The 22,671-nt window shown below is 70.0% G+C and carries 21 protein-coding genes and 2 rRNA genes; 10 read left to right on the top strand and 13 right to left on the bottom strand.

From position 1 onward, the window contains the following. The first annotated feature begins 6 nt into the window (after positions 1-6). Entirely contained in the window at positions 7-1,005 is a 999-nt protein-coding gene (locus tag ACZ5CW_RS00115; RefSeq protein WP_468596924.1) for an inorganic phosphate transporter, read from the top strand. A gap of 37 nt (positions 1,006-1,042) precedes the next feature. Here ACZ5CW_RS00115 and ACZ5CW_RS00110 read toward each other — a convergent pair whose 3' ends face one another. The 5 genes from ACZ5CW_RS00110 to pstS form a co-directional block, all read right to left on the bottom strand. Further along, positions 1,043-2,020 carry a DUF4331 family protein gene (locus ACZ5CW_RS00110; protein WP_468596923.1) on the bottom strand — a complete coding sequence of 326 codons (978 nt, stop codon included), beginning with the start codon at positions 2,018-2,020 and terminating at the stop codon, positions 1,043-1,045. A gap of 127 nt (positions 2,021-2,147) precedes the next feature. After that, a complete protein-coding gene (pstB, locus tag ACZ5CW_RS00105) occupies positions 2,148-2,924 on the bottom strand; it encodes a phosphate ABC transporter ATP-binding protein PstB (RefSeq protein ID WP_468596922.1) in 777 nt (258 codons plus the stop codon). Between the two features lie 40 nt (positions 2,925-2,964). Continuing rightward, positions 2,965-4,026 (bottom strand): phosphate ABC transporter permease PstA, encoded by a 1,062-nt coding sequence (gene pstA / locus ACZ5CW_RS00100; RefSeq protein WP_468596921.1) that lies wholly within the window; start codon positions 4,024-4,026, stop codon positions 2,965-2,967. Next, the gene (gene pstC, locus ACZ5CW_RS00095; RefSeq protein ID WP_468596920.1) at positions 4,023-5,030 is read right to left on the bottom strand and encodes a phosphate ABC transporter permease subunit PstC; all 1,008 of its coding nucleotides are present in this window, start codon (positions 5,028-5,030) and stop codon (positions 4,023-4,025) included. The genes pstA and pstC overlap by 4 nt, the downstream gene beginning before the upstream one ends. Before the next feature lie 120 nt (positions 5,031-5,150). Next, positions 5,151-6,281, bottom strand: a complete 1,131-nt coding sequence (gene pstS, locus ACZ5CW_RS00090) for a phosphate ABC transporter substrate-binding protein PstS (protein WP_468596918.1) — start codon at positions 6,279-6,281, stop codon at positions 5,151-5,153. A gap of 323 nt (positions 6,282-6,604) precedes the next feature. On the opposite strand from pstS, the gene ACZ5CW_RS00085 reads away from it, so the two are divergent. Continuing rightward, positions 6,605-8,173, top strand: coding sequence for an FAD-binding oxidoreductase (locus ACZ5CW_RS00085; protein ID WP_468596917.1), 1,569 nt, complete (start codon positions 6,605-6,607; stop codon positions 8,171-8,173). A 28-nt stretch (positions 8,174-8,201) separates the two neighbouring features. Here the strand turns inward: ACZ5CW_RS00085 and ACZ5CW_RS00080 are convergent, their stop codons facing one another. The 5 genes from ACZ5CW_RS00080 to ACZ5CW_RS00060 all read right to left on the bottom strand — a co-directional run bounded on the left by ACZ5CW_RS00080 (position 8,202) and on the right by ACZ5CW_RS00060 (position 12,817). Beyond that, on the bottom strand, positions 8,202-8,942 hold the full coding sequence (locus ACZ5CW_RS00080; protein ID WP_468596915.1) for a hypothetical protein: 741 nt from the start codon (positions 8,940-8,942) through the stop codon (positions 8,202-8,204). Between the two features lie 16 nt (positions 8,943-8,958). Beyond that, positions 8,959-9,663, bottom strand: a complete 705-nt coding sequence (locus tag ACZ5CW_RS00075; protein WP_468596913.1) for a phosphatase PAP2 family protein — start codon at positions 9,661-9,663, stop codon at positions 8,959-8,961. A 229-nt stretch (positions 9,664-9,892) separates the two neighbouring features. Then, on the bottom strand, positions 9,893-10,894 hold the full coding sequence (locus ACZ5CW_RS00070; protein WP_468596911.1) for a C40 family peptidase: 1,002 nt from the start codon (positions 10,892-10,894) through the stop codon (positions 9,893-9,895). A gap of 92 nt (positions 10,895-10,986) precedes the next feature. Then, positions 10,987-11,763, bottom strand: coding sequence for a trypsin-like serine peptidase (locus tag ACZ5CW_RS00065; RefSeq protein WP_468596910.1), 777 nt, complete (start codon positions 11,761-11,763; stop codon positions 10,987-10,989). Between the two features lie 121 nt (positions 11,764-11,884). Continuing rightward, positions 11,885-12,817, bottom strand: a complete 933-nt coding sequence (locus ACZ5CW_RS00060; protein ID WP_468596909.1) for an oxidoreductase — start codon at positions 12,815-12,817, stop codon at positions 11,885-11,887. A gap of 89 nt (positions 12,818-12,906) precedes the next feature. On the opposite strand from ACZ5CW_RS00060, the gene ACZ5CW_RS00055 reads away from it, so the two are divergent. From ACZ5CW_RS00055 to ACZ5CW_RS00025, 7 genes are all read left to right on the top strand, one after another. Then, positions 12,907-13,509 (top strand): TetR/AcrR family transcriptional regulator, encoded by a 603-nt coding sequence (locus ACZ5CW_RS00055; RefSeq protein ID WP_468596907.1) that lies wholly within the window; start codon positions 12,907-12,909, stop codon positions 13,507-13,509. Between the two features lie 363 nt (positions 13,510-13,872). Continuing rightward, a complete protein-coding gene (locus tag ACZ5CW_RS00050; RefSeq protein ID WP_014673544.1) occupies positions 13,873-14,181 on the top strand; it encodes a hypothetical protein in 309 nt (102 codons plus the stop codon). 177 nt (positions 14,182-14,358) lie between these two features. Next, on the top strand, positions 14,359-15,189 hold the full coding sequence (locus ACZ5CW_RS00045) for a DUF8175 domain-containg protein (RefSeq protein ID WP_468596906.1): 831 nt from the start codon (positions 14,359-14,361) through the stop codon (positions 15,187-15,189). Then, on the top strand, positions 15,179-16,516 hold the full coding sequence (locus ACZ5CW_RS00040) for a hypothetical protein (protein ID WP_468596904.1): 1,338 nt from the start codon (positions 15,179-15,181) through the stop codon (positions 16,514-16,516). The genes ACZ5CW_RS00045 and ACZ5CW_RS00040 overlap by 11 nt, the downstream gene beginning before the upstream one ends. After that, entirely contained in the window at positions 16,513-18,069 is a 1,557-nt protein-coding gene (locus ACZ5CW_RS00035) for an SCO6880 family protein (protein ID WP_468596903.1), read from the top strand. Before ACZ5CW_RS00040 ends, ACZ5CW_RS00035 begins: the two co-directional genes overlap by 4 nt. 14 nt (positions 18,070-18,083) lie before the next feature. Then, positions 18,084-19,496, top strand: a complete 1,413-nt coding sequence (locus ACZ5CW_RS00030; RefSeq protein ID WP_468596901.1) for an ATP-binding protein — start codon at positions 18,084-18,086, stop codon at positions 19,494-19,496. Positions 19,497-19,508: 12 nt separating this feature from the next. Further along, positions 19,509-21,095, top strand: a complete 1,587-nt coding sequence (locus ACZ5CW_RS00025; protein ID WP_468596899.1) for a type VI secretion protein — start codon at positions 19,509-19,511, stop codon at positions 21,093-21,095. Here the strand turns inward: ACZ5CW_RS00025 and ACZ5CW_RS00020 are convergent. Continuing rightward, positions 21,092-21,658, bottom strand: a complete 567-nt coding sequence (locus tag ACZ5CW_RS00020; RefSeq protein ID WP_468596898.1) for a GNAT family N-acetyltransferase — start codon at positions 21,656-21,658, stop codon at positions 21,092-21,094. The genes ACZ5CW_RS00025 and ACZ5CW_RS00020 overlap by 4 nt on opposite strands. A gap of 113 nt (positions 21,659-21,771) precedes the next feature. On the opposite strand from ACZ5CW_RS00020, the gene ACZ5CW_RS00015 reads away from it, so the two are divergent. Further along, positions 21,772-22,320, top strand: a complete 549-nt coding sequence (locus ACZ5CW_RS00015; RefSeq protein WP_468596896.1) for a cysteine hydrolase family protein — start codon at positions 21,772-21,774, stop codon at positions 22,318-22,320. Positions 22,321-22,374: 54 nt separating this feature from the next. Here the strand turns inward: ACZ5CW_RS00015 and rrf are convergent. Then, positions 22,375-22,491: ribosomal RNA gene (gene rrf / locus ACZ5CW_RS00010) — 5S ribosomal RNA — on the bottom strand. Positions 22,492-22,574: 83 nt separating this feature from the next. Beyond that, positions 22,575-22,671 (bottom strand): 23S ribosomal RNA (locus ACZ5CW_RS00005); the annotation flags it as partial.

Here is a 22,671-nt window from a genome sequence, read left to right as displayed (position 1 = left end):
GCGTCGATGGACACCTTCGCTCTGATCGTGACCATCGCGGTCGCGCTCTTCTTCACGTACACGAACGGTTTTCACGACTCCGCGAACGCCATCGCGACGTCGGTGTCGACGCGGGCGCTGACCCCGCGGGCGGCCCTCGCCATGGCGGCCGTGATGAATCTCGCCGGTGCCTTCCTGGGCTCCGGGGTCGCCAAGACGGTCAGCGAGGGCCTGATCGAGACGCCTCAGGGTTCGAAGGGGATGGGCATCCTCTTCGCCGCGCTGCTGGGCGCGATCGTCTGGAACCTCGTCACCTGGTACTTCGGCCTGCCCTCCTCGTCCTCCCACGCGCTGTTCGGCGGCATGGTGGGTGCGGCGCTGGCGGGCGGCACGGAGGTCCTCTGGGGCGGCGTGCTCGACAAGGTCGTCATCCCGATGTTCGTGTCCCCGGTCGTCGGCCTGATCGCCGGTTACCTGGTCATGACGGCGATCATGTGGCTGTTCCGCCGGTCCAACCCGCACAAGGCCAAGCGGGGCTTCCGCATCGCGCAGACCGTCTCGGCGGCCGGCATGGCCCTCGGTCACGGTCTTCAGGACGCCCAGAAGACGATGGGTGTCGTGGTGATGGCACTGGTGATTTCCGGCCATGAGACGTACGGCGACCCGATCCCGGTCTGGGTGAAGATCGTCTGCGCCGTGATGCTGTCGCTCGGCACGTACGCGGGTGGCTGGCGCATCATGCGCACGCTGGGCCGCAAGATCATCGAACTCGACCCTCCGCAGGGCTTCGCGGCGGAGACGACCGGCGCGTCGATCATGTTCACGACCGCCTTCCTCTTCAAGGCGCCGATCTCCACGACCCACGTGATCACCTCGGCGATCATGGGCGTGGGCGCGACCAAGCGCGTGAACGCGGTCCGCTGGGGCGTGGCCAAGAACATCGTCCTCGGCTGGTTCATCACGATGCCGGCCGCCGGGCTGGTCGCCGCGCTGGCCTACGGCCTGGTGAGCCTGACGGTGCTGTAGCCCTCGTCCGCCGCCCGCCGCCGGAAGGCGGGGGCGGTCAGGAGACCGGGTGCGGGTGGCCCAGGTAGGGAAACTCCGGCAGCAGATCGGTGTGCGGACCGATGTGGTCGTCCGTGATCTTGCCGCCGGAGACCATCGCGAGGCGGGCGGAGGTCACGTCGTCGGTGAGCCTGCGGCCGTTGGGGTAGGCGGCCGGCTCGGTGCGGTCGTAGCGCAGGACGTCCGGCAGGACGGTGCGCAGCGCCCTCTCGGCCTCCTCGGCGCTGTAGCCGCCCGTGTGGGCCAGTACGGCGCTCCACGGCTCGAGACAGGTGTCCCAGTCGTCGGCGGGCTCACCCTCGTTGTACTTCTCCTTGGCGTCCTCGGCGTTGAAGTACGCGGTCAGCGAGGGATGGGCCCCGCGGTCGACCGAGACGAGCCGGCCGTCCTGTCGGAGACTGACCCGTGCCCATACCCCGACGGGCCCGTCACCGAGTTCGCCGTCGGGAACCTCCAGCACGATCCCGAAGACGTTCTTGTCGATCCCGAAGTCGTTGCCGGTCCACTGGAAGCCGGCCACGATGCCGTCCAGGTCGGCGAAGAAGGGATCACTGCGCAGCCCCGCCGAGAAGCGGTGGCCGCCGCTCTCCACGATGTTCGGCTCCGGCCCGAAGGCGACCTCGGCATCCTGGACGACGGCCTGGCCGCCGGGTTCGCGGTCCCGGGCGTCGGCGCCGGCCGCCCGGTGCACGGTGACCGTCTGCCTGCCGTCCGAGGGCACCGAGAAGACGAAGCTGTAGGCCAGGTCGGCGACGTGGTCGCCGTCGGTGTCGATGTCGAGCCGGTACACGGCGTCCGGGTGGAACGCCTCGCCCCGGGTCGGCGCGAAGGGGTTCACGTTCATGATCAGGACGGTGCGCCCGTTCTCGGCCGCGGGGAAGCCGAACACGTCCGTCAGGTCCAGGCGGGCGTCGCCCTTGGGGGAGCGCAGCTCCGGTCCGCTGAGGTGGTGCGACATGGTGGCCTCTCCGTACATGCCTCCTCCTGCACGAGCAGCACCAGGGAACCACAGCACGCGTGGGCCCGCCCCCGGGAGCCAGGGGCGGGCCCTTTTGCGTCCTCGCGGTGGCACCGCCATGCAGCACCGCGAGGGGTTCCGGGGATCAGCCGAAGCGGCCGGAGATGTAGTCCTCCGTGGCCTGGACGGACGGGTTGGAGAAGATCCGCTCGGTGTCGTCGATCTCGATCAGCCGGCCCGGCTGGCCCACGGCCGCCAGGTTGAAGAAGGCGGTACGGTCCGAGACGCGCGCCGCCTGCTGCATGTTGTGCGTCACGATGACGATCGTGAAGCGTTCCTTCAGCTCACCGATCAGGTCCTCGATGGCGAGGGTGGAGATCGGGTCGAGGGCGGAGCAGGGCTCGTCCATGAGCAGCACGTTCGGCTCGACCGCGATCGCGCGCGCGATGCACAGGCGCTGCTGCTGACCACCGGAGAGGCCGGAGCCCGGCTTGTTCAGGCGGTCCTTCACCTCGTTCCAGAGGTTCGCGCCCCTGAGGGACTTCTCGACGATGTCGTTCAGCTCGGACTTCTTGTAGCTGCCGTTCAGGCGCAGTCCCGCGGCCACGTTCTCGAAGATCGACATCGTGGGGAACGGGTTCGGGCGCTGGAAGACCATGCCCACCTCGCGCCGCACCGACACCGGGTCGATGCCGGTGCCGTACAGGTCCTCGTCGTCGAGCAGCACCTTGCCCTCGACGCGGCCACCGGGGGTGACCTCGTGCATGCGGTTGAGGGTCCGCAGGAACGTCGACTTGCCGCAGCCGGACGGCCCGATGAACGCCGTCACCGAGCGCGGCTCGACCGTCATCGAGATGTCCTCGATCGCCTTGTGGGAGCCGTAGTAGGCGGTGAGTCCGCTTACGTCGATGCGCTTGGCCATGTCTACTTCACTTCCAAAGAATCAGTCGCCGAGGCCGCGGTCAGCGACCGGTCTTCGGGGCCTTCCAGCGGGCGATGCCGCGGGCCACCAGGTTGAGGATCATCACGAAGGCGATCAGCGTGAGGGACGCCGCCCACGCGCGGTCGTACGCCGCGTTGGCGCCCGCGCTCTGCGCGTACTGCTGGTAGATGTACAGCGGCAGCGAGGCCTGCGCACCCTCGAACGGGTTGTTGTTGATGAACGGGTTGCCGAACACCAGCAGCAGCACCGGCGCCGTCTCGCCCGCGATACGGGCGATGGCGAGCATGATGCCCGTGGTGATGCCGCCGATGGAGGTCGGAAGGACCACCTTCAGGATGGTCCGCCACTTCGGCACGCCGAGCGCCAGGGACGCCTCGCGCAGCTCGTTCGGGACGAGCTTGAGCATCTCCTCGGTGGAACGGACGACGACCGGCATCATCAGGATGGCCAGGGCCAGCGAACCGGCGAAGCCGAACGGCTGCAGCTCGAAGATGAGCATCAGGCTGAGGATGAACAGGCCCGCGACGATCGACGGGATGCCCGTCATGACGTCGACGAAGAACGTCACCGCCGACGCGAGGCGGCCGCGCCCGTACTCGACCAGGTAGATCGCGGTCATCACACCGATCGGGGCGCCGATCAGCGTGGCGAGGCCGACCTGCTCCAGGCTGCCGATGATGGCGTGGTAGATGCCGCCGCCCGGCTCGGAGTCGGCGACGACGCCCATGGAGTGGGTGAGGAAGTAGACGTCGAGAACCTTGATGCCGCGCGAGATGGTCACCCAGACCAGGGAGACCAGCGGGACGACGGCGAGGAGGAAGGCGACCCAGACGAGCGAGGTCGCGATGCGGTCCTTGGCCTGCCGGCGGCCCTCGACCTTGGTGGCGATGCCGTAGGTGCCCAGGACGAAGAGGATCGCGGCGATCAGACCCCACTGGACCTTGCTGTGCAGGCCGCCGACCAGGCCGATGACGACCGCGAGGGCGACCGAGCCGGCGGCGATGGCCCACGGGGACCACTTCGGCAGGCTCGCGCCGCGCAGCGTGCTGGGGCGCTTGTCGGCGACGAGTGCGTTGCTCATGCGTTGGCCCCCGAGTACTCCTTGCGGCGGGCGATGATCGCGCGGGCCGCGCCGTTGACCAGCAGCGTGATGACGAAGAGGACGAGACCGGAGGCGATCAGCGCGTCCCGGCCCTGTTCGGTGGCCTCACCGAACTTGCTGGCGATGTTCTGGGCGAAGGTGCCGCCGCCCGGGTCGAGCAGGCTGGCCTGGATGTCGTAGCTCGGGGAGAGCACGGTGGCCACGGCCATCGTCTCGCCGAGGGCACGGCCGAGGCCCAGCATCGAGGCGGAGATCACGCCGGAGCGGCCGAAGGGCAGCACCGCCATGCGGACGACCTCCCAGCGGGTGGCGCCGAGGGCCAGCGCGGCCTCCTCGTGCATCCGCGGGACCTGCCGGAAGACCTCGCGGCTCACGTTGGTGATGATCGGCAGGATCATGATCGCCAGCAGGATGCCGACGGTGAGCATGGCGCGCGGCGCGCCGCCCTCCCAGGAGAAGATGCCGGTCCAGCCGAGGTAGTCGTTCAGCCAGCCGTACAGGCCCTGCATGTGCGGGACGAGGATGAGGGCGCCCCACAGGCCGTAGACGATGGACGGCACGGCGGCGAGCAGGTCGATCACGTAGGCGATGGGACCGCTCAGCTTGCGCGGGGCGTAGTGCGTGAGGAACAGCGCGATGGCGACCGCCACCGGCACGGCGATGGCCATGGCGACGATCGAGGAGACGACGGTGCCGAAGGCCAGGACCGCGATGCCGAAGACCGGCGGGTTGAGGTTGGTGTTCCACTCGAAGGTGGTCAGGAAGTTCCCGTGGTCCTTGCTGATCGCGAGGGCGGCGCGGTAGGTGAGGAAGACCGCGATCGCGGCCATGATCACCAGAAGCAGGATGCCGGAGCCGCGCGACAGGCCGAGGAAGATGCGGTCGCCGGGACGGGTCGCGCCGCGGGCGTTGCGCTTGTGCTCGGCCACCGTGGGCTGGGGCATCGGGGGAGGTGCGTCGGTTGTCTTGGTCGATATGTCCATCGGGTTCTCCGGTCTGCGGAGCCGTGCGCCCCCAGGGGGGCCGCGACTCATGGCGGCGGTGCACCGGACGGTGCGGCCCGGCCCGCCCTGTGGGGAACCGGGCCGCACTCTCGGATCAGGTCAGCTCAGGCCGTCGATGGTGGTGCGGACCTTCGCGATGATCTCGTCGGGGATCGGGGCGTAGTCGTTCTGCGTCAGGACCTTCTGGCCGTCCTCGCTGGCGATGTAGCGCAGGAAGGCCTTGGTGGCGGGCAGGGTGTCCGCCTTGTTGCCCTTGTCGCAGATGATCTCGTAGGTGACCAGGGTGATCGGGTAGGCGCCCTCGGCCTTGGTCTTGTAGTCGAGCTGCAGGGCCAGGTCCTTGCCGGTGCCGACGACCTTGGCGGCCGCGATGTCGGCGGTGGCGGTCTCGGTGGACGGCTTCACCGGGGTCTTGGCGCCCGTGGCGATCGAGACGGCGGTGATGTCCTTGGCGTAGGACAGCTCGAAGTAGCCGATCGCGCCGGAGTTCTGCTTGACGCCCTGGGCCACACCGGCGGAGCCGGAGGCCGCCTGGCCGCCCTTGGCCTGCCAGGCCTTGCCGCCGGAGTACTTCCAGTTGTCCGGGGTGGTGGCGATCAGGTACTTGGTGAAGTTGTCCGTGGTGCCGGAGTCCTCGGAGCGGTGGAAGGCCTGGATCTTCAGGTCGGGAAGCTTCGCGTCGGGGTTCAGCTTCTTGATCTGCGGGTCGTTCCAGTTCTTGATCTCGCTGTTGAAGATCTTGGCGATCGTCGGCGCGTCCAGGACCAGGTTGTCGACACCCGGGACGTTGTAGCCGAGGGCGATCGGGCCGCCGACCATCGGCAGGTCGATGCCCTGGCCGCCGGAGCAGACCTTCTTGGAGGCGGTGACCTCTTCGGGCTTCAGCGCGGAGTCGGAGCCGGCGAACGCGATCTGACCCTGGTTGAAGGAGGTGACACCGGCACCGGAGCCGGCGCCCTTGTAGTTGATCTGCACGCCACAGGCCTGGGAGAACTGCTTGACCCAGGCGTCGATCGCGTTCTTCTGCGCGGAGGATCCGTCTGCGAGCAGCTGGCCCTTGGCGTCGTCGCACTTGATCGAGCCGGCGTCGGCGGACGCGGACGAACCGCCCGACGTCTTGCCGCTGTCGCCGTTGTCGTCGGAGCCGCACGCCGTCAGGGCCAGGGCGCCGGAGACCGCGATCGCACCGAGCGAGAGGGCGCGCAGCCGGTTCTTGCGCTGAAGGTTCACTTTCGGGAGTTCCTTCCAGGAGCCGCCGCTGTCGGCGGCGTGCGAGGTCGTGAGGTGCGTGAGCGTGTGTATGGCCGCACTCCGCACCGTGCACGGCCGAAATTAGGCAGAACAGGTGAAGCCGCCGATGGCCGGAAGTGAACGACGGGTGAACCCCTGCCGTCGGCCCGGTGAGGTCACGGAATGCTTACGGGGAGAGCACGTGGAGGTTCCGACAGCCGGGTTACACGGACGCGTATTCGATGTTCGCCCCTCGAACGGGGGAACCCTGGTCGGCATGGCGTCGTCTCGTTCCAGGAGAGCCGAGGAAAGGCGACGGAGACATGGAACGGCGTACGTTCATCTCGGGTGGCGCGGCCGCCCTGGCGACGACCGCACTGACCGCGTGCGGCGCGGGCGGAGACCACTCCGCCTCGGCGGCGCACACCGGTACGCCGTCCCGTTCATCGTCTCTGACGACCCTGAAGAGCACCAGCGCGAACGCCGCGGCGAACTGGGCGGCCCTCGCCCGTGACCTCGACGGCACCCTGGTGCGGCCCGGTGACGCGTCCTGGAAGACGGCCCACCAGCTGTACAACACCCGCTTCGACGGCCTGAAGCCGGCCGCGGTGGCCTATGTCGCGCACACCGCCGACATCCGTACGACCCTGGCCTACGCCCACGCGCACGGCATACGCGTGGCCATACGCAACGGCGGCCACTCCTACGCCGGCTACTCCTCCGGCGACAACCGCCTGATCCTCGACGTGTCCAAGCTGAACCGGATCCGGGTGAGCGGCGGACAGGCGGTCGTGGGCGCCGGCTCCAAGCTGATCGACGTCTACCGGGCGCTGGCCGGCAAGGGCGTGACCATACCGGCCGGCTCCTGCCCCACCGTCGGCGTCTCCGGCCTGGTGCTCGGCGGCGGCCACGGGGTCGCCTCCCGCGCCTACGGCCTGACCTGCGACAGCCTCACCCAGGCCACCCTGATCACGGCCGACGGCACCCAGGTCACCGCCGACGCGAGCCACCACTCCGATCTGTTCTGGGCGCTGCGCGGCGCGGGCAACGGCAACTTCGGCGTCGTCACCGAGCTGCACTTCAAGACGCACCCGGCGCCGCAGGCGGTGACCGCCTACATGACCTGGCCCTGGGCGAAGGCCGCCGCGGTGCTCAAGGCCTGGCAGGCCTGGGGCCCCAGCCAGCCCGACGAGATCTGGTCCTCCCTGCACCTGGCCTGCTCGCCGGGCCGGACCCCGACCGTCTCCGTGGCCTGCTTCTCCCTCGGCACCTACGGCGAACTGCAGAACGCCGTGGACCGCCTGGCCCACCAGGCCGGCGCGAACGCCTCCTCCGTCTCCCTGCGCCGCCGGGGCTACGAGGAGGCGATGGAGATCTACGCCGGCTGCTCCTCCTTCTCCGCCGACGCCCAGTGTCATCTGCCGGGCTCCACCCCGGGCCGCTCCCCGCAGGGCAGGCTCGGCCGGGAGACCTACGCGGCACGCTCCGACTTCTTCGACCGCTCGCTGTCCTCGGCGGGCATCCAGACCGTGCTGAAGCAGATCCGCTCGGTGCGGGGCGGCTCGGGCAGCATCGCGTTCACGGCCCTCGGCGGCGCGGTCAACCGGGTCTCCCCGACCGCGACGGCGTTCGTCCACCGCCGCTCGCGGATGCTGGCGCAGTACATCGCCTCCTGGGGCGCGGGGGCCTCCGGCAGCACCGCCCAGTCCTGGCTGACCTCGGCCCACGACGCGATGCGGCCGTACGCCTCGGGTGCCGCGTACCAGAACTACACGGACCCGACGCTGAAGGACTGGCGCAAGGCGTACTACGGGGACGCGGCGACACGGCTGGCGAAGGTGAAGAAGAGCTACGACCCGCAGCGCTTCTTCTCCTACTCCCAGGGGGTGTAGCGCGGGGTGTAGCGCCCCCCGCGGGCGTTCAGCAGTGGCAGAGCACGTCGACGACCACGGCCTCGGGGTCCAGGTTCTCCAGCTGGTCGTCGGCCCACTCCCGGTAGCCCTCGCCGCTGCCGTCCCGCCACCGGCCGTCGAGGGTGAGCAGCGCGTACCCGGCGACGGCACTGCGCAGGGCCCCCTCCCGGACCCGCTCGTGGTCCCGGGCGAAGTAGGCGACCGGGTCGGTGGTGAGGAACGACATGCCGAAGTGCGGATCGCCCGCGACCGCCCGCTGGGCGACCTCCTGCACCAGGGGCTGCAGGAGATGATCCTCCTTCGCCCGGGCGAGGGGGTAGCCGTCCGGGTCGGATTCGTGGCGGGCGAGGAACGCGGACAGCGGGCGGGCCGGCGGATGCGCCGCGGCCAGTGCCTCCCACGCGGCGCGCAGGGCGTCGTGCCGGCCGACCGCCCGCTGCCGCATGGCGTCGAGGTCGAGCAGGCCCCGGGGGCCGCCGTAGCACTCCAGCGGGCCGAGCGGTGCGAGGTCGGCCTTGCGGCGTGGCACGGTGCCGGCCGTCAGGAGCCTGCGGTCGCCGTCGTGCTCGGGCCGGACGAGCCAGGGGGTCTCGGGGTGCACGTGGATGTACCAGGCGTCCCACTCGCCGACGGGGTTCCAGTCGTCGCCGGCGTTCATGTCGTACGGCGCCATGGCCACGGCGATCGCCGCCGGTACCTTGCCGGGCGCCGTGGACGGCAGGCACACCGTGGCGGTGAACTTGGTCATGCGCGGGAGCGTACGGCTAGGCCGCGAGGTCGCGCTCCTCGGTTTCCACGGGCGTGCGGGCGCTCGGCAGCAGGGCGTCCCGGCGGCTCTCCCCGGCCGGCCGGCGCCGCACGAGCCACCCGGCGCGCGGCGAGCGCTCCACGGCCCGCATCAGCGGGGTGAGCAGCGCCGTGGCGAGCGGGGAGAGCAGCAGCACGACGGCCGTGCCCAGCGCGAAGCCGCCGACGACGTCCGTCGGGTAGTGCACGCCCATGTAGACCCGGCAGAAGCCCTCCAGCAGGGCCAGGCCGATGCCCGCGACGCCGAAGCGGCGGTTGGCGACGAAGAGGCCCACGCCGAGCGCCATCGTGATCGTCGCGTGGTCACTGACGAAGGAGAAGTCGTTCTTGCCGGAGACCAGGACGTCCAGGCCCCGGTGGTCGACGAAGGGGCGGGGGCGTTCGACGAAGCCCCGGATCGGGACGTTCACCAGGACCGCGACACCGGCCGCGAGCGGGGCCCACACCAGCGCGGCCACCGAGGGCGCCGCTTCCTCGCCGCCCCGGCGCCGCACGGACCACCAGCACCACAGGATCAGCAGCACCATCGCGAGCAGCAGGCCGTACTCGCCCACGAACTCCATGATCCGGTCGAACCAGTGCGGGGCGTCCTTGGCCAGGCCATTGATGTCGTAGAGCAGGTCGACGTCGGGGTTCGATCCGGATTCGGCGAGTACAGCCATGGTGCTGCGGCCCCTTCGTCGTCTTCCCGGACGCACTCGTGTGCGTCGCTCCTGCCCCCCGTGGTGCGTAGATCCGCTTCCGCTGCACTGCCGTACTGACGTCCGCTCGGCTACGTCAACAGGAACGCACAGCCACCGTCAATACGTTCCACTCTCCACTGAATGATCACGCAGACGTTATCGAAGAGAGACTCATCACCGCAGCTCAGGGGGTGGGTTCACGCTCGGTTCACACCGCCGTGGGGAGCGCTTTTGCGCCATCTTCGGTGACCCGGGTGGCTCCGAAGTAGTCGGGGGTGTCGACCGGGTCGAACCGGATCACGGCGCCCGACCGCGGGGCGTCGATCATGTACCCGCCGCCGACGTAGATACCCACGTGCCGGATGGTCCGGGAGTCGGTGAGGTCGTCGGAGAAGAACACCAGATCGCCCGGGAGCAGTTGGTCCCGGGAGGGGTGCGGCCCCGCGTTGTACTGGTCGTTGGCCACCCGCGGCAGCGTGATGCCGACCTTCTCGTACGCGGCCTTGGTCAGACCCGAGCAGTCGAAGCGTCCACCCTGGTCGGCGGTGCCGTTGCCGCCCCACAGATAGGGCGTGCCGAGCTTGCTCTGCGCGAAGGCGATGGCGCCGGCGGCCTGCCGGGTGGGGTCGATCCGGGTGACCGGAGCGGCGAAGCTCTTCTCCAGGCTGCGGATCCGCTTGACGTAGTTCTGCGTCTCGCTGATGCCCGGGACCCCGCCCGCCCTGATGACGCGGTAGGCGCCCGCGTTGTAGGCGGCGAGCATGTTGTCGGAGGTGTTCCCGGGCACGTCCTTCACGTACTTGGCGAGTTCGCAGTCGTAGGAGGCGGCCGATGGAATCGCGTCATTCGGGTCCCAGATGTCGCGCTTGCCGTCGCCGTTGCCGTCGATGCCGTGCGTCGCCCAGGTGCTCGGGATGAACTGCGCGATGCCGCGCGCGTCGGCCGGGCTGACGACGGTCGGGTTCCAGCCGCTCTCCTGGTACAGCTGGGCGGCGAGCAGCGCCGGGCTGAGCGCCGGGCACAGGTTGCCCCACTGCTGCACGAGCTGCTTGTAGGCGGCCGGCACGGCTCCCTTGGCGAGCCCCCGGCTCCCCGAGGTCGCCCCGTTGACGATGTTGCCGGCGACGACGTACACCCCGACGACGAGCAGCATGACGAAGCCCATGCCGAGCCCGACGGCCGCCCCACCGATCACCCATACCTTCCGCACGGTTCAACTTTCCCCCATGCGGGCGCCGTTCAAGGCCATTTGGACGCGAAGTGGCGTCATTTCACAGGTGGAACGGCGGGCGTGACGTCCCTTCAGCTGCCGGTCGCGTCCTCGTACAGCTTCGCCGCCTCGCTCCTCAGCACGACGCTGTAGGAGATGTCGGCGGTGGCGCCGCCCTGTTCGTGACCGCCGAGGACGCCGACGACCTGGCCGTCGCCGTTGATCCAGGGGCTGCCGCTGGTGCCGCCGGTGAAGTCCGGGCAGTCGATGCGCTGCTGGGTACTGCTGTGCCGGGACGGCTTGTTGGTGCAGCTGATGGGCACCTCGCGGGCGTCGGGGTAGCCGGTGACGGTCACGGCGGTGGCGCCGGTGGCCACCCCGGTCGCGAACCGGTTGGCCCCGACCACGTCCTCGATGCGTCTGCCACCCGGTGCGGCGACGGTGGCGAAGGCGAGGTCGCTGTCCTCGTCCTGGCTCCTCGCCCACCCGTCGGGCAGATAGCGCTTCGTCAGCTTCCACACCCCGTAGGGCGCCCGCCCGTCCCGGTAGCCCGGCGCGAACACCAGGTCGCCGTCGACGCCGGCGACGCAGTGCGCGGCGGTGACGATGAGATCGCCCCGCGGGCTGTGCACCACCGAGGCGGTGCAGAAGTGGCCCCCGGCCAGCCGGTCCGCCCGGTCCGCGCCGAACAGCGCGCCGACCCGCACGTTGTGCCGGGTCGCGACGGCGTCGGCGGTGACCCCGAGGGGCCCCGGCCCGTCGTCGGCGGCGGCCACGGACGCCGAGGTCAAAGCGAGCAGCACCACAGCGCCGAGCAACGCGGGTCGCGAGGTGGGCGAAATGCGTGAGATGCGTGAGATGCACTTCATCAGGCCCCACTCTGTCCCACGAAGGTGAGAAACCCGCCGCGACTTCACTGAGATTTTCCTGTGAACCTCCGGTACCCCGTCACCAGCCGCGAAAAGCCGCGGGAGAGCGGGGCGGTGCGGGTCAGGACGCGGACGCCGCCGCCGTCGTGAGCCCCCACTCCACGCCCGTCAGCTCCTCCGACAGCGTCCACAGCCGCCGGGCCGACTCCGGGTCGCTCGCCGCCGCGTTGCGGCCGACCAGGGTGGGAGCGCCGCGCATCTCGCCGAGGCCGTCCGGGCCGACGTACGACGCACCGGGGAGGTCCTGGGTGGCCGCGTAGAGGGTGGGCAGGGCACCGGCCCTGTCGTCCTGGGCCAGCACGCGGTTGCCGATCTGCATGGCGACGCGGGCCACGGGGTTCGCGGCGTGGCTCTGGAGGTTGGTGGCCGCCCAGCCGGGGTGGGCCGCGAGGGCGCGGACGCGGGAGCCGGACTCGGTGAGGCGGCGCTGGAGTTCGAGCGTGAACAGGAGGTTCGCCAGCTTCGACTGGGAGTAGGCGCGCTGCGGGGTGTAGATGCCGGTGAGGTTCGGGTTCTCGAAGTGGATCACTCGGTCGCCCATCCGGTGGGCACCGGAGGAGACGGTCACCACCCGGTCGCCGACATACGGCAGCAGCAGGTTGGTCAGGACGAAGTGACCGAGGTGGTTGGTGCCGAACTGCATCTCGAAGCCGTCCACGGTCCGCTGCTCCGGGACCATCATCACGCCCGCGTTGTTGATCAGCAGGTCCAGCGGGCGGTCCCAGGAGGCGGCGAACGCGCGGACGGAGGCCAGGTCGGCGAGGTCGAGCCGGCGCACCTCCGTACTGCCGGTCACGCGCGCGGCGGCGGCCCGGCCGCGCTCGGGGTCCCGCACGGCGAACACCACGTGCGCGCCCGCACGGGCCAGCGCCTCGGCGGCGACGAATCCGATGCCGCTGTTGGCACCGGTGACGACGGCCGTACGGCCGGAGAGGTCGGGGAGTCGGGTCGCGTTCCATGAGCGCGCGGTGCGCGCGGCGGTCTTGTCAGCCATGCCTCCAAAGTAGGCGCCGACAACAATGCTGTCAATGACAACAATGGTGACGCCGACTACAAAGCTGACGCTGACTACATCCCGGTACGATGGTCCTCATGCCCGAGAACCGCCGCTACCACCACGGAGACCTGCGCGCCGCCCTGCTGACGGCCGCCGAGCGGACCCTGCGCGAGCGAGGCGCCGGCGCGCTCTCCCTGCGCGAGCTGGCCCGCGAGATCGGCGTGAGCCATGCCGCCCCCGGCCGGCACTTCAAGGACAAGCAGGCCCTGCTCGACGCCCTGGCCCTGGCCGGGTACGAGCGGCTGGCGGGGACCCTGGAGTCCGCGGACGACCCCGGACAGCCCCTGGAGCCGCGACTGGCCGGGCTGGCGAAGGCCTACGTCGGGTTCGCCGTCGAGAACGCCACGCTCCTGGAGCTGATGTTCACGCGCAAGCACGACCCCGACGCCTCGGCGCAGCTCGCCGAGGCCGTCGACCGGTCCGTCGGCTCCTTCATGCGGCTGGTCGCGGACGCCCAGGCGGCCGGCGAGATCGTCGCGGGCGACCCGGAGCGCATCACCCTCGTCGCCGCCGCGAGCCTGCACGGGCTCGCCACCTTCGCCGCCAACGGCTCGGTCGCCCCGGAGCAGGTCATGACCGGCCTGGACGAGCACGTGCACCACCTGCTGCACGGCCTCAAGCCCCGCTGAGCACCCCCGGGCACGCCTCAACTCTCCCCGCACCGCATCCGGAAGGGGCGCCCGGCAGGGCGTCTCGGCCCGCCCGCCCCGTGAGAACATCGTCTCGACGTCTCACCCGACCAGCCGTCAGAAACCGTGCCAGGTCGTAAAGGGGGTCAACGACAGAACCACACGGCAGGTTCCGGTCTGACCTCGTTGCCCGGCGTGACCTGCCGTGATACACAGAGTGACCGTACGCGCCATTCGTACGAAACCCGCCAGTCAATGACGTCAAGTCGACATACGTTGGCGGCGTTGTCGGCGACAATGATGCCTGACCTCTGCACACCGCAGGGGCGCTCGCGGAACTACCCACCAGGGGCGGTGACTTACATGCTCTTTGCGGCCGACAAGGGAGACATCAACACCATCATCGGCGGGATCGCTCCGGACTGGGGCCCCTTCGGCAGCCTGGGCAACGAGGCCAAGGTGATGATCGAGGTGGTCATGGCCGTGGCCATCCTCCTCTGCCTCGGCATCGCGGTATGGGGAGCGGCCAAGCAGCGGATCGGCGCCACGGCTCTCCGGGACACGTTCAGCGCGGAACAGGGCAAGGGCCTCATCATCGCCGGCCTCACCGGCGTCTTCATCATCGGCTCCCTAGGCACACTGTTCACCATCGTGTACGGCATGGCGGTCTGACGCGCTTTCCGCCCCCGCCCTCCCGGGCACACCCGGCTGTCCCCCTCCACCCCACCCACCCGTCGTGCCCACCGGCTGAGGTTGCGTTTCCCTGATGTCGAGTCACCACACCGCGCCCGCGCGGGAACCAGCACGGCTACCGTCGTATGTCTACGAGGTGGAGGGGGCGTACGCGGCATGAGTCCCGGAGACGAGCAGGGCTACACCGACTACGGCGACACGGGCCACACCCGCACCCGCCTGCCCGAGGGCGACCCCTACGGCGGCGCCCCCCGCCGGGGCCCCCGCCGCTCCTCCTCCCGCAGCCTGGTCACGGTCGTCGGCGTAGTAGTCCTCCTCATCGCAGCCATCGCCTTCGCGAACAGAGGGGACGACTCCTCGTCCGACGGCACGGCGACAAAGGCCTCGAAGCCGCAGACATCGTCAACGGCACCGTCGGGCACCCGCCCGGTGGAGACGAAGTCGACCGGCGTGCCGACGGGATTCGCCCACACGGCACAGGGAGCACAGTCGGCTGCCTCGAACTACGCCGTGGCACTGGGTTCGACGGGCATGTTCAAGACGGACAGCCGTCACACTCTCCTGAACCTGCTCTACACATCCGAGGCGGCAGCCCGCCTCCAGGGCCCGATGGACCAGGCCTACTCTGCCGACTTCCTCGCCAGGATGGGCCTCGACAGGGCGGGCAACCCACCGAGCGGCAGCACGTTCGTCTCCCGGGTGGTCCCTGTCGGCACGACAGTGCAGCAGTACGCGGCCAACGGTGCCAAGGTCGCGGTCTGGTATGTAGGACTCATCGGCATGGCCGGCGACACCTCGACCGACCCTGTCTCCTCGTCCTGGAAGACATGGACGTTCGACCTGCAGTGGTCCGGCAGCGACTGGAAGATCGCCTCCGACACGCAGAAGGTGGGCCCGGCCCCGGTACCCGGTGACGACAAGGCCGCCACCTCCGCCGAGATCAGCAAGGCCATCGAAGAGTACGGAGGGTTCACGTATGCCCGGTAGCTCGCACCATGCGCTCAAGCTCGCCGGAGTCGTAACAGCCGTACAGACCACAGCCGTGCTGCTGGCCACGCGCGCCTTCGCCGCGCCCACGCCCACGCCCTCGGGTAGCCCCTCCCCTTCACCGTCGAAGAAGTACAACTGCGACGTCATCTCGGGCGAGGCCAAGAAGTACTGCGAGCGCGGCAACAGCTCCAGCGGATCCGGCGGTGCCACCACGCCGGACGCCTCCACCCTCGACCCGCTGTCCTCCCTGGCCAAGGGCTGTGCCGAGGCCGCTGCGTGGACGGTGGACAAGCTCAGCAAGGCCGTGAAGGAGACCGCCGACGTCGACTTCACCAACGCCAAGTTCCTGCAGCAGTACGCCGTCGTGTTCGCCGCCTCGACGATCCTGACCCTCCTGCTGTGGCTGCTGGCCGTCGCCAAGCGAGCCGTGCGCGGCGTACCCCTCACCACCGCCATCTCCGAAGCCGTCGGCTTCCTGTGGCTCACCGTGCTGGCCTCCGCCTTCACCCCCCTGATCCTCTACACCGTCGTATCGGCGACAGACGGCGTCACGGACGTCCTCGCGAAAGCCACCGGCGACCAGACCGACACCTTCTTCGGCACCTTCTCCGGCGCCCTCGGCAAGGGAACCGACATCGGCGGCGGCCCGATCATGCTGATCGTCGTCTCCCTGGTCAGCATCCTCGCCGCCGGCATCCTCTGGCTGGAGCTGGTCATCCGCGCCGCCCTGCTCTACGTCGGCGCCCTCCTCGGCACCGTCGTCTACGCAGGACTGGTCGACAAGAACCTGTGGGGACACGTACGGCGCTGGGCCGGGATCATGATCGCGGTCATCCTCGTGAAACCCGTCATCGTCATCGTCCTCGGCCTCGCCGGCGCCCTGTCCGGCGACAGCGGCCCCGACGCCTTCTCCGCCGTCGTCTCCGGCCTCGCCATCATCCTGCTCGCCATCTTCGCCAGCGCGATGATCTACCGCTTCGTCCCCGGCTTCGGCGACGAACTCGCCGGCTCCCGCAGCAACCGCATCATGCAGGGCGCCGAAGGCAAGGCCGCCGCCGTCATCAGCTCCCCCGCCACCCTCGTCGCCCAGGGCATCAAGACCCACAGCACCCGCGCCGACAACAACTCGGGCGGCGGCCAGAACAGCACCCCCCGCCCGGCCAACCCCGCCACCGGCGGTGTCGCCGCCCACAGCAGCCGTACCCCCACCGGGGGCAGCGGAGCCGTCCCCTCCGCCACGCCCGCGCCCCGCGCGTCCAGCCCGGTCAACACCCCGCACGCCAGCAACACACGCAACAACCGCACGGGAGGTGAAGGGCGTTGACGACCGAGTCCCACCTGTCCCATCCGGTCACGCCCCGCCGTACGTATCTCATCGGCCGCGCCCGGCCGAACGCGATCGTCGGCCGGAACCGCGAGTCCGGCGAGATCGTGCTGATCATCGCCGGCGCGTTCCTCGGCATGATGTGCGGCCTTCTCGTCCCGGTCCTGTCCCTGCGCATCGTGCTCCTGATGGGCTTCCCGCTGCTCGCGCTCGCCGCGGTCTACGTGCCGTACAAGCGCCGCACCTTCTACCGGTGGTTCGAGATCAACCGCAGTTACAAGCGCACCGTCAAGCGCGGAGCCGGCTACCGCTCGAACGTCATGGAGGCCGGGACGGGGCTCGACGGACGGGAGGTGGAGATCGGACCGCCCCCGGGCATCGGGCGCATCAGCTGGCTCGCCGCTCCCTTCGGGCCCGACGAGATCGCCGTACTGCTGCACGCCGACCGCAAGACGGTCACGGCCGCCATCGAGATCGAGGGCCCCGGCGTCGGCCTGCGCGACTCCGAGGACCAGGAGGCCCTCGTCGACCGCTTCGGCACGCTGCTCAAGCACGTCGCCAACGGGGACGGCTTCGTCACCCGGCTGCAGATGCTCGCCCGCACGCTGCCCGCCGACCCGGACGCGCACGCCAAGGACGTCGTCCTGCGCGGCGACGACCGCTCCCCCGACTGGCTGCGACAGTCGTACGAGCAGCTGCAGTCCATGGTGTCCACCAGCAGCGAGCAGCACCGCGCCTACCTCGTCGCCTGCATGCACTACAACCGCGAACTGGCCGCCGAGGCCCACGCCATGGCACGCGCCGTCCGCGCGCACGGCGGCAAGGTCGACCGGGACGCCGGGCTCGCCGTCGTCATGGCCCGCGAGCTGACCGACATCTGCTCGCGGCTGCAGGAGGCCGACATCCGCGTACGGCAGCCGCTCGGACAGGGGCGGCTGGCCTCGCTGATCCACTCCATGTACGACCCGGACCACCCCATCGACCACATCCAGGCGATGACCAAGCGCAACGCCTGGCCGGCCGAGCTGGACGCCATGGAGCCCACCTACCTCCAGGCCAAGACCCGGGAGTCCAACACCCGCGCCCCCTGGTGCCACGCGACGGCATGGGTGAAGGAGTGGCCGATGACCCCCGTCGGCGTCAACTTCCTCGCCCCGCTGCTCGTCCACACCCCGGACGTCATCCGAACGGTCGCCGTGACGATGGATCTCGAACCCACCGAGGTAGCCATCGAACGCATGCTGACCGAGAAGACCAACGACGAGGCCGAGGCCTCCCGCGCCGCCAAGATGAACCGCACCGTCGACCCGCGGGACATCGCCGCGCACAACCGCCTCGACCAGAGAGGCGAGGACCTCGCCAGCGGCGCGGCAGGCGTCAACCTCGTCGGCTACATCACCGTCTCCGCCCGTTCCCCGGAGGCCCTCGCCCGCGACAAGCGCACCATAAGGGCCTCCGCCGGCAAGTCGTACCTCAAGCTGGAGTGGTGCGACCGAGAGCACCACCGCGCCTTCGTGAACACACTTCCCTTCGCCACCGGCATCCGAAGGTAGGGGCTGATTCACCGATGCGGGATCCGCTGTCCGTCCTCACCGACGCCTTCACCTCCTTCCTCTTCGGGAAGGTGGAGACGACCCGGCTGCCGGTGCGCACCTCCACGGGCCAGGCCCAGGCCGTCTACCTGCCCACCGCCGCGCCCGGCCTCGGCGACTCCGGCGTCATCATCGGCCGGGAGGTGTACTCCGGAAAGGGCTACATCTACGACCCCTTCCAGCTCTACGGCCAGCAGCTCCCGGCCCCCCACTGGCTGGTCCTCGGCGAGTCGGGCAACGGCAAGTCGGCGCTGGAGAAGACGTATGTCCTGCGCCAGCTGCGGTTCAAGGACCGCCAGGTCGTCGTCCTGGACGCGCAGGGCGAGGACGGAGTCGGCGAGTGGAACCTGATCGCCGAGGAGCTGGGGATAACTCCCATCCGGCTCGACCCCACGGCCGCCCTGGACCACGGGATCCGGCTGAATCCGCTGGACCCGGCCATCACGACCACGGGTCAGCTGGCGCTGCTGCGGACGATCATCGAGGTCGCGATGGGCCACGGCCTGGACGAACGCTCCGGCTTCGCCCTCAAGGTCGCCCACTCCTACGTCAACGAGACCATCGTCGACCGCCAGCCCGTCCTGACCGACATCGTCGAGCAGCTGCGGCACCCCGAACCGGAGTCGGCCGAGGCGATGAACGTGGCCATAGACGACGTACGGGCCTGGGGTCTCGACGTCGCCCTGGTGCTGGACCGGCTGGTCGACGGTGACCTGCGGGGCATGTTCGACGGCCCGACCACGGTCGGCATCGACCTGGACGCCCCGCTGATCGTCTTCGACCTCTCCCACATCGACCGCAACTCCATCGCCATGCCCATCCTCATGGCGATCGTCGGCGTGTGGCTGGAGCACACCTGGATCCGCCCCGACCGCAAGAAGCGCATCTTCCTGGTCGAAGAGGCCTGGCACATCATCAACAGCCCTTTCGTGGCCCAGCTGTTCCAGCGCCTGCTGAAGTTCGGCCGCCGGCTCGGCCTGTCCTTCGTAGCGGTCGTCCACCACCTGTCCGATGTGGTCGACGGAGCCGCGGCGAAGGAGGCTGCGGCCATCCTGAAGATGGCGTCGACCAGGACGATCTACGCCCAGAAGGCGGACGAGGCGCGGGCCACGGGCCGGGTCCTGGGCCTGCCCCGGTGGGCCGTGGAGATCATCCCGACCTTGACGCCCGGCATCGCCGTCTGGGACGTCAACGGCAACGTCCAGGTGGTCAAGCACCTCATCACGGAGACCGAACGGCCGCTGGTCTTCACCGACCGCGCGATGACCGAGTCCTCCGCCGATCTCACGGCCGACGACGCCCTGCGCGCCGCCGAACTGGAGGCCGAGCAGCGGGCGGCGGCCTTCGTGGAGCAGCACCTGGGCGACTCCGAATCGACGGTGGCGTAGAGGGAGTACAGGGTGAGACCGGACGAGCGCCGCGACGACCGCCGGGAGGGCCGCCGGGAGGGCCAGGGCGGCATCCCCGACGGCCTCCTGATCGGCATACTCGCGTTCCTGCTCGGCATGACCCTGCTGGTGTGGACGGCCACGGGCCTTTCGGCCCTCTTCGCCCAGGGCGCCTGGCCCGACGGCGTCACGTTCACCCGCACCGCCCTGGCCATGCGTCACCTCATCGGCCGACCGCACGACATCGCCGGTGCGTGGCCGCACACGCCCCCGTCCCAGCTGTCCGGCTGGGGCCTGTTCTGGGGCCTGGTCATCGGCCAGCTGATGATCCTGCTCGTCCTCACCGTGTTCGTGATGGGGGCGGTGGCCCGGTGGCGAGCGGGGAAGGCCGGGCGGCGCACTCAGGCGGCGACGGCACAGGACAGGGGGGCGGAGCCACCAGCGCCGGCTCCCTCGGCGCCCCAGGCTCCGGTCCAGCGACACGAGGTGCCCGTGCCCCGCCCGGAACCGTCGGAGCAGTCAGAACTGCCGGAGCTGTCGGAGCTGCCGGAGCTGCCGGAGCTGTCGGAGCTGCCGGCGCCGAAGGTGCCCTTCCAGGAGGCGGCCGCGCCGGTCCCCTCGGTCACCCTCGCGGCGGGCGGTGGGCGGGCGGGAGAGTGGGAGGCAGAGCGCGCCACAGGCGCGGTGCACTACGCGCCACCCGCGGCCCGCCACTCCACCGCGATCCGAGCCATCCAGGACGCGCCGGGCCCCACCCTCGTCGTCACGTCGAACCCGGCCCTGTGGGCGGACACCAAGGACGCCAAGGCCAAGCTGGGCCCCACCCTCCTCTACGACCCCGCCCACCTGTGCGACACCCCGGCCCGCCTCCACTGGTCACCCCTCGCGGGCTGCGCGGACAAACAGACGGCCGTGGCGAGGGCCACCGCCCTCCTCGGCCCCGTCCAGCCCACGGCGAAGATCGACCAGGCGGTGGCCGACACCGCGATAACCCTCCTGCGGAGCTACCTCCACGCCGCCGCCCTGGACACCCGCACCGTCCGGCACGTCCACCGCTGGTCGCAGGGCACCCAGGTCCAGGACGCCGTACGAATCCTCCGGACCCACCCCAAGGCCGCTCCCGGCGCCGCGGGCGAACTCGAGGCCGCCCTCACCGCGCACCCCGAACGCCGGGACATGGCACACGAGGTGACGAGCAGAGCCCTGTCCGCTCTCTCCACGGTCAACATCCGTGAGGCCTGCACCCCAAACCGAACTGATGCGCTCGCCTTGGATTCCTTCGTCCACGAAGGGGGCACGCTTTATGTGGTCGGTGAATCCATCGAGGACCCCCGGAGCAACCCCGGCGCGATGCCGCTCCTGACGGCCCTCGTCTCCAGCGTGGTCGAGCACGGCCGGCGCATGGCCGAACGGTCATCCTCCGGTCGGCTCGACCCACCACTCACCCTCGTCCTGGACGACATCGCGGCCGTCGCCCCCTTCCCGGCGCTGCCCGATCTGCTCGCCGCGGGAGCCGGCCAGGGCCTGCCGACCCTCGCCCTGCTCCGCTCCCGCGAACAGGCCCGCTCCCGCTGGCCGCACCGGGAACTCCCGGTCTAGGACCGACGCTCGAGAACGAATTCCAGCTCGTTCTCCGCCGCGTCCTTCGAGAAGGACACGACGACCCCGCTCGGGCCGAACCCCACCTTGCGGTAGGCGCCCTGCGCCCGCGCGTTGTCCGCGTGGACGAACAGCCGCACCCGCTCGGCGCCCTGCGCCCAGGCCCACTCCACACCGGCGTCGAACAGCGCCTTGATCAGCCCGTTCCCGCGGTGCTCGGGCCGTACGAACACGCCGACGACATGCCCCTGCCGCCGCTCGACGGGATACCCGGCCCAGTCCGTCGTCCCGGCCTCCTCGGTGAGCAGGGTGACGGTGCCGGCCCAGGTGCCGTCCGGCGCCTCGGCGACGAACTGCCGTGCGGAACCGGACCCCTCGCCGGATCCCGTCGCCCGTTCCTGCCAGAACGCGTCCGGCCTGGCCGCCGCCTCCTCGTACGTCTCCAGGAAGGCGATCGGTGCCGCCGGATCACGCAACGCGTCGAGCCGCAGCTGCTTCACCGAGGTCCACTCGTCGGGTCGTATCGCGCGGACGACGTAGTCACCGCTGGTCGAGGTACTCATGGAGCCACGGTAGCCGCGCGCGCCGGGCCACTCACGCGATATTCGAGTCGCCCGATATTCGAGTCGCCCGATATTCGGGGCCGGTTGTCGGTGGCGGGTCCTACTGTGGGCGCATGACCACGCTTCCCGATCGGCCGAACACCGCATTGCTCGTCATCGACGTCCAGAACGGGGTGGTGGCGAGCGCCCACGACCGCGACCGTGTCATCGCGAACATCAGCACCCTGGTCGACAAGGCCCGCACCGCGGACGTGCCGGTCGTCTGGGTCCAGCATTCCGACGAGGAGCTGGCGTACGGCAGCGACAAGTGGGAGTACGTCCCGGAGCTGAAGCGCCGCGACGCCGACCCGGTCGTCCACAAGAACTACGCCGACTCCTTCGAGGACACCGTCCTGGAGGCCGTGCTGGCCGAGCGGAAGGTGGGCCGGCTGGTCGTCGCCGGCGCCCAGACCGATGTGTGTGTCCGCTCGACGCTGCACGGCGCGATCGTGCGCGGCTACGACGCGACGCTGGTCGCCGACGCCCACACCACGGAGGACCTGACCTCGTACGGCGCGCCGGCCCCGGAGCAGGTGATCGCCCACACGAATCTCTACTGGCGATGGCACAACGCGCCCGGCCGCCAGGGCGGGACCCTGGAGACAGCCGACATCTCTTTCTGACCCTGAACGCAGAAAACCCCCGCATCTTTCGATGCGGGGGTTTTCCCAAAATTTGTTCGGCGGCGTCCTACTCTCCCACAGGGTCCCCCCTGCAGTACCATCGGCGCTGTGAGGCTTAGCTTCCGGGTTCGGAATGTAACCGGGCGTTTCCCTCACGCTATGACCACCGAAACACTATGAAACTGTGAACGCCACACCGCTATACAACGGGGCTGTTCGTGGTTTCAGAACCAACACAGTGGACGCGAGCAACTGAGGACAAGCCCTCGGCCTATTAGTACCGGTCACCTCCACCAGTTACCTGGCTTCCAGATCCGGCCTATCAACCCAGTCGTCTACTGGGAGCCTTAC

This window comes from Streptomyces sp. NPDC031379 (assembly GCF_055569615.1).
The sequence above is the reverse complement of the archived record's forward strand: the minus strand, read 5'-3'. Positions and strand labels throughout refer to the sequence as shown.

What these genes read in the sequence shown, in the direction of transcription:
- pstA (WP_468596921.1), bottom strand. Translation starts at nt 4,026, where the DNA reads ATGAGCAACGCACTCGTCGCCGACAAGCGCCCCAGCACGCTGCGCGGC.
- ACZ5CW_RS00060 (WP_468596909.1), bottom strand. Translation starts at nt 12,817, where the DNA reads ATGGCTGACAAGACCGCCGCGCGCACCGCGCGCTCATGGAACGCGACC.
- ACZ5CW_RS00040 (WP_468596904.1), top strand. Translation starts at nt 15,179, where the DNA reads ATGCCCGGTAGCTCGCACCATGCGCTCAAGCTCGCCGGAGTCGTAACA.
- ACZ5CW_RS00045 (WP_468596906.1), top strand. Translation starts at nt 14,359, where the DNA reads ATGAGTCCCGGAGACGAGCAGGGCTACACCGACTACGGCGACACGGGC.
- pstB (WP_468596922.1), bottom strand. Translation starts at nt 2,924, where the DNA reads ATGGCCAAGCGCATCGACGTAAGCGGACTCACCGCCTACTACGGCTCC.
- ACZ5CW_RS00080 (WP_468596915.1), bottom strand. Translation starts at nt 8,942, where the DNA reads ATGACCAAGTTCACCGCCACGGTGTGCCTGCCGTCCACGGCGCCCGGC.
- ACZ5CW_RS00015 (WP_468596896.1), top strand. Translation starts at nt 21,772, where the DNA reads ATGACCACGCTTCCCGATCGGCCGAACACCGCATTGCTCGTCATCGAC.
- ACZ5CW_RS00030 (WP_468596901.1), top strand. Translation starts at nt 18,084, where the DNA reads ATGCGGGATCCGCTGTCCGTCCTCACCGACGCCTTCACCTCCTTCCTC.
- ACZ5CW_RS00020 (WP_468596898.1), bottom strand. Translation starts at nt 21,658, where the DNA reads ATGAGTACCTCGACCAGCGGTGACTACGTCGTCCGCGCGATACGACCC.
- ACZ5CW_RS00085 (WP_468596917.1), top strand. Translation starts at nt 6,605, where the DNA reads ATGGAACGGCGTACGTTCATCTCGGGTGGCGCGGCCGCCCTGGCGACG.
- ACZ5CW_RS00075 (WP_468596913.1), bottom strand. Translation starts at nt 9,663, where the DNA reads ATGGCTGTACTCGCCGAATCCGGATCGAACCCCGACGTCGACCTGCTC.
- ACZ5CW_RS00115 (WP_468596924.1), top strand. Translation starts at nt 7, where the DNA reads ATGGACACCTTCGCTCTGATCGTGACCATCGCGGTCGCGCTCTTCTTC.
- ACZ5CW_RS00055 (WP_468596907.1), top strand. Translation starts at nt 12,907, where the DNA reads ATGGTCCTCATGCCCGAGAACCGCCGCTACCACCACGGAGACCTGCGC.
- pstC (WP_468596920.1), bottom strand. Translation starts at nt 5,030, where the DNA reads ATGGACATATCGACCAAGACAACCGACGCACCTCCCCCGATGCCCCAG.
- ACZ5CW_RS00065 (WP_468596910.1), bottom strand. Translation starts at nt 11,763, where the DNA reads ATGAAGTGCATCTCACGCATCTCACGCATTTCGCCCACCTCGCGACCC.
- ACZ5CW_RS00110 (WP_468596923.1), bottom strand. Translation starts at nt 2,020, where the DNA reads ATGTACGGAGAGGCCACCATGTCGCACCACCTCAGCGGACCGGAGCTG.
- ACZ5CW_RS00050 (WP_014673544.1), top strand. Translation starts at nt 13,873, where the DNA reads ATGCTCTTTGCGGCCGACAAGGGAGACATCAACACCATCATCGGCGGG.